Here is a 17,321-nt window from a genome sequence, read left to right as displayed (position 1 = left end):
AATGATGACATGGAGGTTCTGAATGGCATCAAGAAAGAAAACCTCTGCACCGGCGGAGGCATCGGAAAAGAAGACAAAACGAGGATCTTCGAAAAACGGAAATAAGAAGAAAAATACTGCTGCGCAGAGAGAAACCAGAACTGCGCGGAACACAGCGGAGGAAGAGCAGGAGGAGATTTATTATGAGGACGGAAAACTCAGCACTGAGCTGGGCATCATCCTGTCCTTTGCCCTCTGTGCGCTCTTTTTCCTGAGCAATTTCGGTGTGATCGGAACATTCGGCAGTTATCTCAGCGCGTTTACTCTGGGACTTTTCGGCGTGCTCGGCTATCTTGCGCCCATCGCCATTTTTATCGGCGTGTGCTTTTATCTGTCCAATAACGGAAGCATGCGTGCCTGCGTGCGTCTTGGCGGGAGCGTGCTGTTCCTCTGGGCTCTCGGCGCGATGATTCAGCTGTTTATCGGTGAAGCGGGAACCGGATCTCCGGCGGATTATTACCTGCAGGGCGGCGCCGGCGGCTTTTTCGGCGGCCTTCTCTACATGGCACTCCATGCGGTGGTCGGCGGTGTCGGAACCTTTTTGATTCTGACCGCGCTCATGGCCATCGGCTGTGTGCTGGTCACCGGAAAATCTCTGGTCAAAGTGGTACGGGAAAAGAGCGAGTCAACTTATGAGTATGCGCGAGAGGACATCTCCCGGAGAAGAGAGATGAGAGCGGCCGAGAGGGAAATCCGGGAGGCGAAACGGCTGGAGGACCAGAATGTCCGCGGGGTAAATCTCGAGGCAACCGAACTTCGCGGTGCGACACTCAGCCAGTCCTTTAAGAATGCCGCAAAGGAGCTTCCGGCGCGCAGACGCCGTCCGGAAGATGCGGAGTTTGATGAAGAGCGGATTCTCGGAAGAAAAGAGGAAAACGGACCGGAACCGATCTTTTCCGTCACTTCCCGCGGTGACCGGGTGGTTGACTTCCCGTCGCCCGCAGGGGAAAGTGCACCGTCACCGGAGATGGTACCGGAAGTCTCTGAACACCTTACCGCACAGTCGGAGGAGATGGATTCCCGTCTCCGCAAGGCGGGAGAAGTTCTGGCCGCGGCGTCCAGGGCGGCGGATGAAACAGATCCTGCTTCGGTATTCCGCGGAAAGATCCGTTACTCCGGCATGAATGAGACGGATGAGGATTCGGCTTCGGCATCCGGAGACATGACGGAATCTGACGGGCCGGACGCCGGAACCGGGAAAACCGGTCCGTCTCCGAGATATCCGGACAGAGCATATGAGATGACCGAAGATATCCGGAGAGATACTCCGGATGACGATGTTGATTCGGAATGGGAGACGGAACCGGAAAAACAGACGGATGAGGAATGGGACAATGCGTCAGGGGATGACAGCGCGTTTTCTGCGGAGTTCTCATCGAAAAACGAAAAGGAATACGCCGGGTCGGAATCTTGGGACGGTGATGATGGTTCCTTTGAGGAAGAAGAGGATCCGGATGAGGGAATCCGGGCCGCGGTGCGTTATCAGGATGAGAACCGAAGCGATGACAATATCCTGAAGGCGGTCTATATCCGCAGAGATACCCGGACGTTTGAAGAAATGTACAGCGGAAATCCGCTTCCCGAGGAGGCTGCCCGCAATCAAGACTGGCAGAACGGGGAGCCGGAGACGTTTGACAGTACTGCCGGAGAACCGGAGTCATTCGGCAGAGAAGCCGTTTCTTCGGAGATTTTCGACAGAATGGCCGGAGCGTCTGAGACACTCGACAGAGCGGATGAAACGTCCGGAGAATATACTTTCGAAAACGGATCCTCCGCCCATGATTCGGAACCGGATGACGGGGATGGGGATGACGAGGAAGCGGAAGAGGAGAATGAAAACGATGAGCTGAACGGTGAATCCGATGAAAACGGATATGATCCGGAAGAAGACGACGGTTTTTCTGCCGCGGCGATTGCCGTAAGTTCCACGGCGCGGCCTGACGGATCACCGACTCCTGAAGCACGTCCGTTTTCACAGCCGGCATCCTCTGCGGTTCCGGCATCTTCGTCATATGATCGCAGGGATCAGCCGGTGATCACGGCCACCGGCGCGGTTCTTCCGCCCCGGGATCCGAATGCGGATGCAATTCTGGTGAAGAAGGCGGCGCTTGAGGCAAAGGCGGACAAGATCCGGGAACAGCAGGACGCTCTGCGGAAAGCGGCGGATGTTCAGGCCCAGCTCACCGCACAGAAGGAAATGCAGCCCAAGAAAGAATATGTCTTCCCACCGCTGAGCCTTCTCCGGAAAGACATGCGGCCGGGCGGCGAGTTTGACGCGTCCTATTACGAGGACACTGCCGTGAAGCTTCAGCAGACACTGAAGAATTTCGGCGTCGGCGTTACCGTGACCAATATCAGCTGCGGCCCGACCGTTACGCGGTATGAACTCCAGCCGGATATGGGCGTCAAAGTCAGCCGGATTCTCGCCCTGCAGGATGACATCAAACTGAACCTGGCGGCGGCGGATATCCGAATTGAGGCGCCGATTCCGGGAAAAGCGGCCATCGGCATCGAGGTTCCGAACAAAGAACAGAAGACGGTATATCTGCGTGAGCTGCTGGAATCTCAGGAGTTTTCCAAACACAAGTCGAAGGTTGCCTTTGCCGTCGGCAAGGACATCGGCGGGCAGACAGTGGTCACCGATGTGGCAAAGATGCCGCATCTTCTGATTGCCGGTGCCACCGGTTCCGGTAAATCCGTCTGCATCAATACGCTGATCATGAGCATCATCTACAAGGCAAAGCCGGAAGAGGTCAAGATGATCATGATCGATCCGAAGGTTGTCGAACTCAGCGTTTACAACGGCATTCCGCATCTTCTCATTCCGGTTGTGACCGATCCGAAAAAAGCGGCCGGTGCGCTCAACTGGGCGGTGCAGGAGATGACAGAGCGGTATAATACATTTGCCAAATACAACGTTCGCGACATCAAGGGCTACAATGCCCGCGTGGACGGCATCTCCGATCTTGAAGGTGAGGAAAAGCCGAAGAAAATGCCGCAGATCATCATCATTGTCGACGAGCTTGCCGATCTCATGATGGTGGCACCGGGCGATGTGGAAGAGGCGATCTGCCGTCTGGCACAGCTTGCCCGTGCGGCCGGCATTCATCTGGTCATCGCGACCCAGAGACCGTCGGTCAATGTCATTACCGGCGTTATCAAGGCAAATATTCCTTCCCGAATCGCCTTCTCGGTTTCCTCCGGCGTCGATTCGCGAACGATTATCGATATGAACGGAGCCGAGAAACTTCTCGGAAAGGGCGATATGCTCTTTTATCCGTCCGGTTATCCGAAGCCGAAACGCGTGCAGGGCGCATTTGTCTCGGATGAGGAAGTCGGAGAGGTGGTCCGCTATCTGACCGATGAGGGATATGAAGCCGAGTATGCGGACGACATCGAATCCAAGATCAGCGCAAGCAGCGTCGGAAGCTTCGGCGGAGGCGGCGGTGAGCGCGATGCGTACTTTGAGCAGGCCGCCCGCTTTATCATTGAAAAGGACAAGGCGAGCATCGGTATGCTGCAGCGCATGTTTAAGATCGGATTTAACCGTGCGGCAAGAATCATGGATCAGCTCGAAGAAGCCGGCGTTGTCGCCGGGGAGCAGGGAACGAAGCCCCGCGAGATCCTGATGAGCATGGAACAGTTTGAAAACAGTATGATGTAAAAGAATCAGGGGGATAAAACCGTGAAATTACGGGAATGGTTGGGAGAACTGAACTATACGCTTCTCCAGGGAAATCTGGATGAGGAAGTGACGGAAGTCGTCTATGACTCCAGAAAGGCCGCGCCGCAAACCGTGTTTGTATGCATGCGGGGAGCTAATGTGGATGCGCACCGGTTTGTTCCGGATGTGGTGGCGAAGGGGACGAAAGTCATCGTCGCCGAGCATGAGGTGGATGTGCCGGCAGATGTGACTGTTCTCTGTGTTTCGGACGGAAGAGATGCACTTGCGCTTCTTTCTGCCGCGCGTTTTGGCTATCCGGCCCGCAAGATGACGACCATCGGCGTCACCGGAACAAAGGGAAAGACCACCACGACCTATATGATCAAGGCGATGCTGGAGGCCTGCGGAAAGAAAACCGGGCTGATCGGCACCAACGGCATTGTCATCGGCGATACCCATACACCGACGGCAAACACCACGCCGGAATCCTATATTCTGCAGCAGAGCTTTGCAAGAATGGTCGAGGAGGGCTGTGAATACATGGTGATGGAGGTGTCCTCCCAGAGCTACAAGATGCGGCGTGTGAACGGAATTCACTATAACTACGCGATCTTCATGAACATTTCCAACGACCATATCGGCCCGAATGAGCATGCGGATTTTGCGGAGTACATCGGCTTTAAGAAAATGCTTCTGGCGAACAGCGATGTCTGCCTGGTAAACCGGGATGATCCGCATTTTGACGAGATCACCGACGGAGCGAAGGCGGAGATCAAAACCTTTTCACTGGAACAGTCCGCGGATTTCACAGCGGAGGCGATCGACTATATCCGTGAACATGATTTTGTGGGAATCGGATTCACCATGATTTACGAAAAAGACGGAGAGAAGAGACATCACCGCTTCCGCGTCTCGGTTCCGGGCATCTTTAACGCCTGCAACGCGCTGGCGGCAGCCGGAGTATGCTCGCATTTCGATCTTCCGGAAGACCGGTTTGAACACAGTCTCGAAAACCTTCACATCAACGGAAGAATGGAGATCGTCTATAAATCGGCAAAATGTTCGGTTATTGTCGATTATGCCCACAACGGCGTTTCCATGGAGACGCTGCTGAAAACACTCCGGAGCTATCATCCGAAGCGTCTCGTGGTTGTCTTCGGCTGCGGTGGCAACCGGGCAAGAGACCGCCGATACGACATGGGTGAGATCGGCGGGCGCTACGCGGACCTGAACATTATCACGGCGGATAATTCCCGCTTTGAGAACGTGACGGATATTCTGAACGATATCAAGACCGGTCTCGCGCGGTCCGACGGAAAATATGTCGAGATCCCGGACCGCCGCGATGCAATCCGCTACAGTCTCGAACACGCAGAGGACGGCGACATCATCGCGGTGATCGGAAAAGGACACGAAGACTACCAGGAAATCGAGGGAGTGAAGCATCATTTCTCCGATCAGGAAGAAGTAAGAAAGGCCGCTGCCGAGCTCGGCTTAGCCTGAGATAAAGGAGATCATGTTATGGAAAATGTTACAGTAAAGGATATTGCGGAGGCAGTCGGCGGCCGTATTCTCTGCGGAGACCCGGATCAGAAGCTTGAAAACATCGCGATTGATTCCCGCGTGATGCGCGGAAATGATCTCTTTGTCCCGATCATCGGCGAAAAAAACGATGCCCACGCGTTCATTGCCAAGGCAATGCAGAACGGCGCGGCGGCATCACTCACCTCGGAACACGACGAGGCACCGGAGGAGATGAGCGGTGCGCTGATCCGCGTGGAGGATACCGTAAAGGCGCTTCAGGACATCGGCTCATGGCTTCGGGGGCGTCTGACCATTCCGCTGGTCGGCATTACCGGAAGTGTCGGAAAGACAACGACGAGAGAGATGGTCGCGGCGGCTCTCTCCGCCAAATACCGCACCTTTAAGACTCCGGCCAACCATAACAGTCAGGTCGGCGTTCCGATGACCGTTTCCGAGATCTCCGGAGAGGATGAGATCGCGGTTCTGGAACTCGGGATGAGCAATCCCGGAGAAATGCATAAGATTTCCGAAATCGCGAAAGTGGACTGCGCCGTGATGACCAACATCGGCGTGGCACATATTGAAAATCTCGGTTCCCGTGAGAACATTCTGGCAGAAAAACTCCACATTCAGGACGGAATGAAGGAGGGAGGTCTTCTTCTGGTAAACGGGGATAACGATCTTCTGGCGGACGTAACCCCGAAAGACGGCATTTCCATTCTGCACTTCGGCCGTGAAGAGAAGAACGAATGTCACGCGGAGGATCTCATGCCGAAGCACGGATGCGGCACATTTACCTATGTTCACGGTGATGTCCGCGTTCCCGTTGAACTCTCTGTTCCGGGTGTGCACAATGTCTCCAATGCCCTCGCCGCCATGGCGGTGGCGGAGCATTTCGGCGTCGATCTTCATGCGGCTGCGGCAAAGCTGAAGGAATTCCGCGGCTTCAAGGGACGTCTCCAGATTTCCGAGAAGAACGGGATTCTTGTGATCGACGATACCTACAATGCAAGTCCGGATTCCATGCGCGCCGCGCTTTCCGTTCTGAACGGGATGCGTGACTCCAAACGCCGCATCGCGGTTCTTGCGGACATGAAGGAGCTTGGTGACGAGGAGATCCGGTTTCACCGTGACATCGGTGCAACGGTTTCCGCCATGCATCTGGACCTTCTGGTTGTTTACGGAAGCCTCGCAAAAGAGATTGCCAAGGGGGCATTTGCGGCCGGCGGCATGCGGGAGAACCTTCGCATCGAAAGTTTTCTGGAGGAAGACCGGGACGAAATGACGGAATTTCTGAAAAATGAGCTCACCGAGGGTGATGCCGTTCTGTTCAAGGGTTCCAACAGCATGAAGCTTGGCACCATTGCGGCCGAGTTCACGGATGAAGCATAAACGAACAGGGGAGCCGAGGTCCGCTTGCGGACTTTGTTCCATCACAGGAGGCGGATCACGAACGGTCCGCCTCATTTTAAACCATAACCACGGGGTAAAGGCCCTTATCTGTCAGGAGGGATAGCGAAAACGATGTACGCTAAAGTTATTGTCGACATCTCGGCATCGAGTGTCGACCGAATTTTTGAATATCGGATTCCGGACCTCTTGAAAGCGGATGTCCGTATCGGTTCCTGTGTGCACGTTCCGTTCGGCCAGGGCAACCGGCAGAGGAGTGCCTATGTTGTGGAGATCTGTGAGGAGCCGGAATTTGATCCCGAAAAAATAAAAGATATTTTATCCTGTGATGACGGATCCCTTGGCGTGCAGTCCCAGCTGATTGTTCTGGCAAAATGGATCCGGGAGAATTACGGCGGAACCATGAACCAGGCCCTGAAGACGGTCCTTCCGGTCAAGCAGAAGATCCGCCCGCAGGAAAAAAAGACAATCCGATGTCTTCTGGCCCCGGATGCACTGGAGGCGGCGATCCGTGAAGCGGAACGAAAAAAATACCGTGCCCGTCTGCGGCTGCTCACCGAATTCCGTACCTCGAGGGACATTCCGCTGGAGATTGCCCGGACTCAGCTTCATATCTCGGATTCGTCTCTCGACCCGCTTCTCGCGGACGGAATCATACAGATGGAGAAAGAGACGGTGATCCGGGGCGGTTGCGAGGGCGGACAGATGGCCGGGACGAAACCGGTTCTGAATGAGGAACAGGCACTTGCGGTCTCGGATTTCAAGGCCGAATACGATGCCGGAATTCGTGGAACCCGGCTGATCTGCGGCGTGACCGGAAGCGGAAAAACCGAAGTCTACATGGAACTGATGGACCACGTTCTCTCGCAGGGAAAACAGGTGATCGTTCTGATTCCGGAGATCTCGCTGACGTATCAGACGGTGATGCGCTTTTACCGCCGCTTCGGCGACCGGATTGCGATCCTGAACTCCCGCCTCTCCGCCGGCGAGCGGTACGATCAGTGGATGCGGGCGCAAAAGGGGGAGGTATCCATCATGATCGGTCCCCGGAGCGCGCTCTTTGCGCCGTTTGACCGTCTGGGTCTCATCATCATTGACGAGGAACATGAAAATGCCTATAAGAGCGAAAATGTTCCCCGCTATCACGCAAGAGAAACAGCGGAGGCGAGAGCCCGCCTTTCCGGTGCCGGTGTGGTGCTGGGGAGCGCAACGCCCAGCATGGAATCCTTCTTCCGGGCCGAGTCGGGAAAATACTCTCTGTCCAGGCTGACAGGACGGGCGGTTCCGGGAAGTGTCCTTCCTCAGACGGAGATTGTCGATATGCGTCAGGAACTCTCGGAGGGGAACCGGTCGATCTTCAGCCGCGCGCTTCACCGTCATATCGAGACAGCGCTGAAGAGTGGCGAACAGGTGATGCTCTTTATCAACCGCAGGGGATACGCCGGATTTATATCCTGCCGATCCTGCGGAAAACCGCTTCACTGTCCGCACTGCGATGTGTCGCTGACGCTTCACGGAAAAAAACGGCTGGTCTGCCACTACTGCGGATATGAGACGGAGCTTCCGCAGACCTGTCCGGCCTGTGGTTCCCGGTATCTTGCTGGTTTCGGAACCGGAACGCAAAAACTTGCATGGATGACCGAAAAGGAGTTCCCGGGCGCGAGGATACTGCGGATGGATGCAGACACGACCCGGAAAAAGGGAAGCCTGGAAGAGATTCTCGAACAATTCTCGGAACATGAGGCCGATATTCTGATCGGAACGCAGATGATTGTCAAAGGACACGACTTTCCGTCCGTCACGGTGATGGGAATTATGGCGGCCGATATGTCGCTGAACACGCCCGATTACCGGAGCAGTGAGCGGACATTTTCCCTGATCACGCAGGCTGCGGGCCGGGCGGGCAGAGGAGAGAAGCCGGGGCACGTCGTGATTCAGACCTACATGCCGGACCACTATGCGGTGCAGACTGCGGCGGCACAGGATTATGACGCATTTTACCGGGCGGAGATCGCATACCGCAGGATCTCCGGTTATCCGCCGGTGAGAACGATGATGGAGATCCGGTTCCAGTCGCCCGACGAGGCAGCGGTGAAACGGATGTCGGAGGGAACCGCTGAGCTGCTCCGGCGCGGGGTGGAGAAATCGCTTGAGAGCGTGGCAAAACGCGGTGAAGATCCGGCGGAATACGGCATTGAAATCATCGGTCCGGCGGATGCTCCGGTCTACCGTGTAAAGGATGTCTACCGAAAAATGTTATATATAAAGGGCATGAAATATGATATACTTTTAAAAATCAGGAACTATGCCCTTAAGATGGCACAAAAACTCCCGGATGCGGGAAAAGTTGCCGTCTCATGCGATACCGATGTATAAGAAAGGATTATAGATATGGCAGTTTTAGAAGTCAGAACCGAAGGCGATGAAGTGCTGAGAAAAAAATGCAAGGAAGTGAAGGAGATGACTCCGACACTCCGTCAGCTGATTGAAGATATGTTTGAGACCATGTACGCGACGAACGGTGTCGGTCTTGCGGCTCCGCAGGTCGGTGTGCTCAAGCGCATTGTCGTGATGGATGTCGAGGACGGAAACCAGTATGTCCTCATCAATCCGGTGATCGAGGAGACAGACGGCGAACAGGTCGGCGATGAAGGGTGTCTTAGCGTTCCGGGAAAGACCGGTACGGTGACCAGACCGGAGCACGTCATTGTCCGCGCGCTCGATGAAAACATGGAGGAATTCCGCCTCGAAGGCACAGACCTTCTGGCAAGATGCATCTGCCACGAGTGCGATCATCTGGACGGTGTCCTGTATGTCGATAAAGTGGAAGGCGGACTCCGTGACGTGGAGGCGGGGGAAGACGAGGAAGAAGCATGAGAGCAGTTTTCATGGGAACGCCGGACTTCGCGGTTTCCATTCTCGACGCGGTGATTGAGATGGGCGTGGAAGTGACGGCGGTTGTGACACAGCCGGATCGCCCGAAGGGGAGAGGAAAAGCGGTTCAGATCTCCGATGTCAAGGCGAGAGCGATGGAACTCGGGCTTCCGGTCTATCAGCCGGTCCGCATCAAAAAGGATCCGGAATTTGTGGAGCTGCTCCGGAATATGGCTCCGGATGTCATGGTGGTTGCCGCTTTCGGACAGATTCTTCCGAAAGAAGTGCTGGAGATTCCGAGACTCGGCTGCATCAATGTTCACGCGTCGCTTCTGCCGAAATACCGCGGAAGTGCGCCGATTCAGTGGTCCGTCATCAACGGAGACCGCACGGCGGGTGTCACGACGATGCAGATGGATATCGGCATGGATACGGGCGATATGCTCGAGAAAGCTGAAATCGAACTGGCACCGGACGAGACCGGAGGGAGTCTTTTTGACCGTCTCGCCGTTCTCGGAGCGGATCTGATCAAGTCGACGCTTCGAAAAGCGGAAGCCGGAGAACTTCATCCGGAAAAACAGAACGAAGAAGAGGCAACCCATGCCTCCATGCTCACCAAAGAGATGGGAGACATTGACTGGTCAAAGGATGCCGAATCCATCGAGCGGCTGATCCGGGGACTGAATCCGTGGCCGAGTGCATTTTCCTCTCTGGACGGCAAGGGAATCAAAATCTGGAAGGCAAAGGTGCTTCCGGAGAGTGATTCCGCATCAAAAGCCGAGCCGGGAGAGGTGGTTGCGGTTTCAAAGAACGCCTTTGATGTCAGAACCGGAAAAGGTCTTCTGCGGATTCTGGAACTTCAGCCGTCCGGCAAAAAACGTATGTCTTCCGACGCTTTTCTTCGGGGATATCCGGTGAAGGAAGGCGACCGTTTCACAAAGGCATAGATTTCCCGTAACAATCTGTTCTCTGCACGGGCCGTTTCGGGTCCGCATCATGAAAGGGTGGGTTAGTTTTGTATTACGGATATTATGGTTACTATTTTGATCCGACATATTTTCTGATTCTGATCGCGATCGCCATCTCCGGCATCGCATCGATGAAGATGAAGTCGACCTTTCTCAAATACACCCGCGTTTCCTCCCGTCTCGGTCTGACCGGGGCGGAGACGGCAAAGCGCATTCTCGAGAGCCAGGGGATTTATGACGTTCAGGTGGTTCACGTGGCCGGCGAGCTGACAGACCACTATGATCCGAGAACACGCACCGTGAATCTCAGCGATCCGGTCTATGCGTCGACCAGCATCGCGGCGGTCGGTGTTGCCGCGCACGAGTGCGGCCACGCGGTTCAGGATGCGGTTGGGTATGTTCCGCTGCAGGTGCGCGGCGCAATCGTTCCGGTGGTCAACATCGGTTCCTCCCTGTCCTGGCCGATGATTCTGATCGGCGTATTTCTCAGCCAGGGGCGCCTGATCAGTCTCGGCATTGTGCTGTTCTCATTTTCGGTGATCTTCCAGCTTGTCACGCTCCCGGTGGAGTTCAATGCTTCCCATCGCGCGCTCAGGCTTTTGGAATCCACCGGAATTCTGATCCGGGATGAGGTGAATGACACGAGAAAAGTGCTCACAGCGGCGGCACTCACCTATGTTGCCGCGACGATCGGATCACTCCTTCAGCTGCTTCGTCTGCTGATCCTGTTCGGAGGAAGACGACGTGACGACTAAGAATACCGTGAGAGAGATCGCGCTCGACGCATTGCTCGAGATTCTGGAGCATGACCGTTACAGCCATATTGTGGTCGGACGGACGCTGGACAAGTTCCGCTATCTCAGCCGTCAGGAACGCGCGTTTTTGAAGCGCCTGATCGAAGGCACGGTGGAGTGCCGGATTCAGGAGGATTATGTCATCGGACAGTTCTCCACCGTAAAGATGAAAAAAATGAAGCCGGTGATCCGCACCATTCTGCGGATGTCTGTCTATCAGCTGTTTCATATGGACAGCGTGCCGGACTCCGCTGTCTGCAATGAGGCCGTGAAACTGGCGACGTCCAGAGGTTTTTCCGGTCTCCGCGGTTTTGTCAACGGTGTACTGCGCAATATTGCCCGAAAAAAAGATACCGTCACATGGCCGGACCGTTCGGTCCGGTATTCCATGCCGCAGTGGATCCTTGACCGTTGGGACAGGGACTGCGGAAAGGAAGCGTGCGACGCCATGCTGAACGCTTTTTCCGAGCCGTCCGGGATGACCGTGCGCGTTGTGGAAGGACTGGACCCGGAGCAGGTGATCCGGTCGCTGAAGGAGGACGGTGCCGCCGTCACGGAACTCTGGCCGGACAGAAGAATCCTCCGCCTTGACGGAGTGGATCAGCCGGATATGCTCCGGGCGTTTCAAGAAGGAAAAATCCGGATTCAGGATCTGAGCTCCGCTCTGCAGGGATATGCCGCCGGCTTCAAGGCCGGTGATACCGTCATAGATGTGTGCGGCGCACCGGGTGGAAAGGCAATTCACGCCGCGGAGCTTGTGGGACCGGAAGGCCATGTCACGGTCCGGGATCTCTCGGAGAACAAGATTCTTCTGACGGAGGCAAATATTGCCCAGACGGGGCTCTCCAATCTGACCGCAGAGGTCCGGGATGCATCCCGTTTTGTGCCGGAAGATGAGGAGTCCTGCGATGTCCTGATCTGTGATCTTCCGTGTTCCGGTCTGGGAGTCATCGGCAGGAAACCCGATATCCGATATCACGCGTCCGAAGAGGCGATCCGTGATCTGGCAGGACTTCAGCGGACAATCCTTGAAACCGTCTGGAAATATGTAAAGCACGGTGGGACACTAATCTACAGCACCTGCACCGTGACAAGAGAAGAAAATGAAGAGAACCGGAGATGGTTTCTGGAACATTTCCCATTTGAGGCAGTGGATATCTCGGGCCGTTTCGGAAGCGGCCTGGACGACGGGACACTGAAAGAAGGATATGTTCAGCTTCTTCCGGGGGCACATCCCTGCGACGGCTTTTTTATCGCAGTCTTCCGCAGACAGTAAAACCGTGTGCCGAAACGCTTCATACACAACTTCATATACAATAACAGGAAGAAACAATGAGTGAAAAAACAGACATCCGGTCCCTCACACTCGAGGAACTGAAAGAATATATGACCCGAATCGGGGAAAAGCCGTTTCGCGCTACCCAGCTTTATCAGTGGATGCACGTGAAACTGGCATCCTCCTTTGAAGAGATGACGAATCTTTCGAGGGATCTCCGGGCAAAGCTGTCAGAAAACGCCGAGTACGTTCATCTGGAGATTGCGGACGTCCGCATTTCCAAAATCGACGGGACAAGAAAATATCTTTTCCGTCTTTCGGACGGAAATGTGATCGAAAGCGTTCTCATGCGCTACCATCACGGCAATTCCGTCTGCGTGTCCAGTCAGGTCGGCTGCCGTATGGGCTGCCGCTTCTGTGCGTCCACCCTGGACGGTCTGGAGCGGAACCTGAGACCGTCTGAGATCCTGGATCAGGTGTATGAGATCCAGAAAGACTCCGGCGAACGGGTTTCCAATGTTGTCATTATGGGATCGGGCGAACCGATGGACAATTATGACAATGTCATCCGTTTTATCCGGCTTCTCACATCGCCGGACGGGCTCGACATCAGTCAGCGCAACGTGACCGTTTCCACCTGCGGCATCGTCCCGGGAATCCGGAAACTTGCGGACGAGGATCTTCCGGTGACTCTGGCGCTGTCCCTTCACGCGCCAAATGATGAGGTGCGGAAGACGCTGATGCCGGTGGCGAATTCCTACCGGCTGAAGGATATCCTGGCCGCCTGCCATGAGTACTTTGAGAAGACCGGAAGACGGCTGACGTTTGAGTACAGCCTTGTGGCCGGCGTGAACGACAATCTTGAGGAGGCACGTCAGCTCGCCGAGCTGATCCGCGGTCAGCACGGCCATGTCAATCTGATTCCGGTCAATCCGATCAAGGAGAGAGACTACCGGCAGTCGGACCGCCGTGCGATCGAGGCGTTCCGGGATTATCTGGAACAGAAGGGCATACCGGTGACCATCCGCCGGGAGATGGGAAGAGATATCAATGGCGCCTGCGGCCAGCTCCGCAAGAGCTTTATGGATGAGAATGTGACAGAGTAAACGAAAAGGAGATTCTTCCGAATGAGGATTTATGCAGCAACGGATATCGGTAAGAAACGACCGGTAAATGAGGACTGCCTGGCCGCTGTCGAAAAGCCGGTCGGTCCTCTGGACAATCTGATGATCATCGCCGACGGCATGGGCGGGCATAAAGCCGGTGATTTTGCGTCCCGGTATCTGGTGGATCATTTCACGGAAGCGGTTTCTGCTTCCGCAGCTTCGTCTCCGATCCGCGTGATGCGCGAAGCGCTCGAAAAGGTTAACCGTGAGCTTTTCCGAATATCGCTTGAGCGGGATGAATGCAAGGGAATGGGAACGACCATTGTTGCAGGAACGACGTCGGACGGACTTCTCTACGCCGCCAACGTCGGCGACAGCCGGCTCTACCTGATCCGAAGCGGCAGGATCCGTCAGATCACCCGCGACCATTCTTATGTGGAAGAGATGGTCGAGAAGGGGCAGATGTCCCGGGGAAGCGATTCCTACCGCCGCAGCAAAAACATCATTACACGGGCTGTCGGCATCGACCGGACGGTGGAATGTGATTTTTTTGAGGAAGAACTTCAGGAAGGAGACCGGATTCTTCTTTGCTCGGACGGTCTCACCAATATGCTCAGCGATGCTGAGATTCTCGCAATCGCCGAAGAACCGACCGATCTGAAACAGAGAGTGGAAAAAATGATACATCTGGCCAATGAACATGGCGGTAGAGATAATATCTCTGTCATCCTGGCGGAGCCGGAAACGAAAGAGGTGAACCGACATGATGCTTAAGATAGGACAGTATCTGCAGAATCGATACGAGATTCTGTCACTGATCGGCACCGGCGGCATGTCGGAAGTCTATCAGGCAAAATGCCATGTGCTGAACCGGCTGGTTGCGATCAAACTTTTGAAAGAAGAATACAGCACAGACGCAAACTTTGTCAGCCGCTTCAAGATGGAAGCGCAGTCTGCAGCCGGACTCTCGCATCCGAATATTGTCAGCATTTATGACGTCGTCGACGAAGACAGCCTGCACTATATCGTCATGGAGCTGATCGAGGGCGTCACCCTGAAAAACTATATCCGGAACAAGGGGCGCCTCGAGAACCGGGAAGCCATCGGGATTGCCATTCAGGTGGCACAGGGTATCGCGGCAGCGCACGATCAGCACATCGTCCACCGCGATATCAAACCGCAGAATATGATCATCAACAAAGACGGGAAGGTGAAGGTTGCCGATTTCGGCATTGCGAGAGCGGTATCCAGCCAGACAATCAACGGCAATGCCGTCGGTTCGGTCCACTATATTTCACCGGAGCAGGCGAGAGGGGAGTACAGCGATGCGCGCAGCGACATTTACTCACTCGGAATCACGATCTTTGAGATGGTGACCGGAAATACTCCCTTTGAGGGTGAGACTCCGGTTCAGATCGCGCTTGCTCATCTGCAGCAGCCGATGCCGCACGCGGAGAGCCTGAATCCGGAGGTGAGTTCCGCGCTCAGCCGGATCATTTCCCGCTGTACACAGAAAATGCCGGAAAACCGTTACCAGGATTGCTATGACCTGATCAGCGAACTTCGGAGAGCGTTAGTCGATCCGGAGGACGAACAGCTGAACCGCCAGGCAGAGAGCGATGATGCGCCGACACAGGTCCGCGGTGCGGAAAGTGACGGCCCCACGATCATACTGGACCGGATCGCCGACAGCAGCGATGCTCTAAAGAGAAAAAACACAAAATCCGCAGAGGAAAAAGAAGCCGCCGGTGCTCCGGAAAAGAACGGGAGAACAAACACTGCAAACGGAAAGCAGAAAAATGGCGTATCCCGCGGCAACGCCCACGAGGGAAACCGTCACAAACGCAGGGAGACCGCGTCCCTCGACAAGATGCTGAATGCAATCGGCGTTGCGGCAGCGATCATTATTGTGATCATTATCATTGTGATCGGTGTGAAGCTTTCCGGACTGTTCAATGACAGTTTTTCCGATTCGGGTAAGAGTACCGAGATCACTGCCGAGAGCGGAACGGACGAATCCACTTCCGAGAGTGAATCCGGCAGCACGGATGCCGAGAGCGGAGCACAGGAGAGCAGCGCAGGTGAAACCATCCGTCTTGATTCGCTGAATCTCGTCGGTATGACGCTGGATAATGCGAAGCAGATTCTGTCGGACAAAAAACTCGAAGTCAAGATTGAAGAAGAGAACAACACAGAGGTTGAGAAGGGAAAAATCATTCGCTTCTCTCCGACAGAGGCGGAAGAAGGCGATACGATAACGCTGATCAGCAGTCTCGGGCCGGAAAAGGTCATGGTTCCGGTTCCGAATATCACCGGAATGTCCGTGGAAAATGCAAGGGTGGTACTGGATACCATCGGGCTTTCCCTCGGCATGGAGACCAGAACCAAAGACGATGCTCCGGCCGGAACGATTCTTTCCCAGTCGGCAGAGCCGCAGTCGGAGATCGCAAAGGGTTCCACCATCGACTATGTGGTCAGTGAGGGAAAAGACACGCATTTTGTGGCTGCGGTAAATGATACCCTTTCGCTGCAGGATTATTTCGGACCGAGTTCCGGCAACACGGAACTGAAGATCTCCATTGTCATGAAACAGGTGGTCGATGGAGAAAATCACACCAAAGTTGTGATGGATCCGACGACGATCATGGCGAATACCGCGCTTCCGGTCCACTACAGCATCGAAGGAGCGGACGGCATCCGGAGGGGAACACTTCAGGTTCTGGATCTGACGAATGACCGTGTGCTGAAGACTTATAATCTCACGTTTGTCGAGGTGGCCAGATAATGCAGGGGAAGATCGTGAAAGGGATTGCGGGATTCTATTATGTCCACGACGGAATCGGTTCGGTTTACGAATGCCGTGCCAAAGGCGTGTTCCGCAACCGGAAAGAAAAGCCGCTGGTCGGTGATGACGTGGAGATCACGGTACTGGACGAGAAGAATAAGACCGGCAACGTGGAGCGGATCCTTCCGAGGAAGAACAGTCTGATCCGTCCCGCTGTCGCCAATGTGGATCAGGCGCTGGTGGTGTTCGCTGTGACCGATCCGGAACCGAATCTGAACCTTCTGGACCGTTTTCTGGTTATGATGCGGATGCAGAAGGTACCGGTGATCATTGCATTCAGCAAGGCGGATCTTACCGATTCGGACGGAGAGGAAAACCTTCGCAGAATTTATGAGCACGCAGGCTGTACCGTATGCTTTTTCAGCACCCGAAAACAGCTGGGCCTTGACCGGCTGGATGAGCTTCTTGCCGGTAAGACGACCGTTCTTGCCGGTCCTTCCGGCGTCGGAAAATCGTCTCTCACGAACCATCTTCAGCCGGATGCAGAGATGGAGATCGGAGAACTCAGCCGTAAAATCAGCCGCGGAAAGAATACGACCCGTCATTCGGAACTGTTTTTTGTGAAGGACGGAACCTTTGTCTGCGATACACCGGGGTTCAGTTCGATCTATGTCGACGGAATTGAGGCGAGAGATCTTCAGGCCTTTTATCCCGAATTTTCGGCGTACGAGGACCGGTGCCGCTTCCTCGGCTGCGTTCATGTCGGTGAGCGGGAGTGCGGCGTAAAAGATGCCGTTGCCGCGGGGACCATTGCTGCGTCTCGCTATGAGAATTATCTTCTCATCTATGAGGAACTCAGAAACAAGAGAAGGTACTGAGAA

The 17,321-nt window shown here is 54.9% G+C and carries 12 protein-coding genes; all 12 read left to right on the top strand.

Going from position 1 to position 17,321, the window contains the following annotated elements; all coding sequences use genetic code 11:
• The first annotated feature begins 22 nt into the window (after window positions 1–22).
• The 12 genes from BR86_RS15510 to rsgA all read left to right on the top strand — a co-directional run bounded on the left by BR86_RS15510 (window position 23) and on the right by rsgA (window position 17,318).
• Window positions 23–3,703 carry a DNA translocase FtsK 4TM domain-containing protein gene (locus BR86_RS15510; protein ID WP_081844016.1) on the top strand — a complete coding sequence of 1,227 codons (3,681 nt, stop codon included), beginning with the start codon at window positions 23–25 and terminating at the stop codon, window positions 3,701–3,703.
• A 21-nt stretch (window positions 3,704–3,724) separates the two neighbouring features.
• Window positions 3,725–5,206, top strand: a complete 1,482-nt coding sequence (locus tag BR86_RS0103305; RefSeq protein ID WP_031471582.1) for a UDP-N-acetylmuramoyl-L-alanyl-D-glutamate--2,6-diaminopimelate ligase — start codon at window positions 3,725–3,727, stop codon at window positions 5,204–5,206.
• 18 nt (window positions 5,207–5,224) lie between these two features.
• On the top strand, window positions 5,225–6,619 hold the full coding sequence (locus BR86_RS0103300; protein WP_031471581.1) for a UDP-N-acetylmuramoyl-tripeptide--D-alanyl-D-alanine ligase: 1,395 nt from the start codon (window positions 5,225–5,227) through the stop codon (window positions 6,617–6,619).
• 132 nt (window positions 6,620–6,751) lie between these two features.
• Window positions 6,752–9,013 (top strand): replication restart helicase PriA, encoded by a 2,262-nt coding sequence (priA, locus tag BR86_RS0103295; RefSeq protein ID WP_031471580.1) that lies wholly within the window; start codon window positions 6,752–6,754, stop codon window positions 9,011–9,013.
• 15 nt (window positions 9,014–9,028) lie between these two features.
• Window positions 9,029–9,514, top strand: a complete 486-nt coding sequence (gene def / locus BR86_RS0103290) for a peptide deformylase (RefSeq protein ID WP_031471579.1) — start codon at window positions 9,029–9,031, stop codon at window positions 9,512–9,514.
• A complete protein-coding gene (gene fmt, locus BR86_RS0103285; RefSeq protein WP_031471578.1) occupies window positions 9,511–10,458 on the top strand; it encodes a methionyl-tRNA formyltransferase in 948 nt (315 codons plus the stop codon). The genes def and fmt overlap by 4 nt, the downstream gene beginning before the upstream one ends.
• Window positions 10,459–10,526: 68 nt before the next feature.
• On the top strand, window positions 10,527–11,234 hold the full coding sequence (locus BR86_RS0103280) for a zinc metallopeptidase (protein WP_031471577.1): 708 nt from the start codon (window positions 10,527–10,529) through the stop codon (window positions 11,232–11,234).
• The gene (gene rsmB / locus BR86_RS0103275; RefSeq protein ID WP_031471576.1) at window positions 11,224–12,549 is read left to right on the top strand and encodes a 16S rRNA (cytosine(967)-C(5))-methyltransferase RsmB; all 1,326 of its coding nucleotides are present in this window, start codon (window positions 11,224–11,226) and stop codon (window positions 12,547–12,549) included. The genes BR86_RS0103280 and rsmB overlap by 11 nt, the downstream gene beginning before the upstream one ends.
• A gap of 56 nt (window positions 12,550–12,605) precedes the next feature.
• Window positions 12,606–13,655, top strand: coding sequence for a dual-specificity RNA methyltransferase RlmN (gene rlmN, locus BR86_RS0103270; RefSeq protein ID WP_031471575.1), 1,050 nt, complete (start codon window positions 12,606–12,608; stop codon window positions 13,653–13,655).
• Window positions 13,656–13,676: 21 nt separating this feature from the next.
• The gene (locus BR86_RS0103265) at window positions 13,677–14,429 is read left to right on the top strand and encodes a Stp1/IreP family PP2C-type Ser/Thr phosphatase (RefSeq protein WP_031471574.1); all 753 of its coding nucleotides are present in this window, start codon (window positions 13,677–13,679) and stop codon (window positions 14,427–14,429) included.
• A complete protein-coding gene (pknB, locus tag BR86_RS0103260; protein ID WP_408644183.1) occupies window positions 14,422–16,440 on the top strand; it encodes a Stk1 family PASTA domain-containing Ser/Thr kinase in 2,019 nt (672 codons plus the stop codon). Before BR86_RS0103265 ends, pknB begins: the two co-directional genes overlap by 8 nt.
• A complete protein-coding gene (gene rsgA, locus BR86_RS0103255; RefSeq protein WP_031471572.1) occupies window positions 16,440–17,318 on the top strand; it encodes a ribosome small subunit-dependent GTPase A in 879 nt (292 codons plus the stop codon). Before pknB ends, rsgA begins: the two co-directional genes overlap by 1 nt.
• The last annotated feature ends 3 nt before the right edge of the window (window positions 17,319–17,321 follow it).

Origin of the sequence: [Clostridium] aminophilum DSM 10710, from assembly GCF_000711825.1 — a bacterium.
Lineage (GTDB): Bacteria > Bacillota > Clostridia > Lachnospirales > Lachnospiraceae > Clostridium_R > Clostridium_R aminophilum.
The sequence above is the reverse complement of the archived record's forward strand: the minus strand, read 5'-3'. Positions and strand labels throughout refer to the sequence as shown.

What these genes read in the sequence shown, in the direction of transcription:
- BR86_RS15510 (WP_081844016.1), top strand. Translation starts at nt 23, where the DNA reads ATGGCATCAAGAAAGAAAACCTCTGCACCGGCGGAGGCATCGGAAAAG.
- BR86_RS0103300 (WP_031471581.1), top strand. Translation starts at nt 5,225, where the DNA reads ATGGAAAATGTTACAGTAAAGGATATTGCGGAGGCAGTCGGCGGCCGT.
- priA (WP_031471580.1), top strand. Translation starts at nt 6,752, where the DNA reads ATGTACGCTAAAGTTATTGTCGACATCTCGGCATCGAGTGTCGACCGA.
- def (WP_031471579.1), top strand. Translation starts at nt 9,029, where the DNA reads ATGGCAGTTTTAGAAGTCAGAACCGAAGGCGATGAAGTGCTGAGAAAA.
- fmt (WP_031471578.1), top strand. Translation starts at nt 9,511, where the DNA reads ATGAGAGCAGTTTTCATGGGAACGCCGGACTTCGCGGTTTCCATTCTC.
- rlmN (WP_031471575.1), top strand. Translation starts at nt 12,606, where the DNA reads ATGAGTGAAAAAACAGACATCCGGTCCCTCACACTCGAGGAACTGAAA.
- BR86_RS0103265 (WP_031471574.1), top strand. Translation starts at nt 13,677, where the DNA reads ATGAGGATTTATGCAGCAACGGATATCGGTAAGAAACGACCGGTAAAT.
- pknB (WP_408644183.1), top strand. Translation starts at nt 14,422, where the DNA reads ATGCTTAAGATAGGACAGTATCTGCAGAATCGATACGAGATTCTGTCA.
- rsgA (WP_031471572.1), top strand. Translation starts at nt 16,440, where the DNA reads ATGCAGGGGAAGATCGTGAAAGGGATTGCGGGATTCTATTATGTCCAC.